Below are 358 nucleotides of genomic sequence, written 5' to 3'. Positions count from 1 at the left end.
TCACGCCGTCGTAAGCAGCGGCGACCTCCCCCGGATCACGCACATCCGCCTTGCCCAGCTCCACGAACCGCCCACCCGGACGCACCAACCCCAACGACGCGTCCACCAACTCCCCCGCCAGCGAATCCACCACCACATCCACACCCGAACGAAACACCTCCGCGAACCCCACCGACCGCGACGAAGCAATACGCCCCTCCGCCACACCAAGCCCCCGCACCACCGGCCACTTCGCCTCACTCGCCGTCGCACACACCTCAGCCCCCAACCACCGGGCCAACTGCACCGCGGCCATCCCCACCCCACCCGCCGCCGCATGCACCAACACCGTCTCCCCCGACCGCACACCCGCCACATC

Annotated in this window: 1 protein-coding gene; it reads right to left on the bottom strand. The window is 69.8% G+C overall.

From position 1 onward, the window contains the following. The coding region (locus IF99_RS31465; RefSeq protein ID WP_037828359.1) for a zinc-binding dehydrogenase at positions 1-358 on the bottom strand (358 nt) is incomplete at both ends.

Source organism: Streptomyces sp. NRRL F-5630 (assembly GCF_000719475.1).
Lineage (GTDB): Bacteria > Actinomycetota > Actinomycetes > Streptomycetales > Streptomycetaceae > Streptomyces.
The sequence above is the reverse complement of the archived record's forward strand: the minus strand, read 5'-3'. Positions and strand labels throughout refer to the sequence as shown.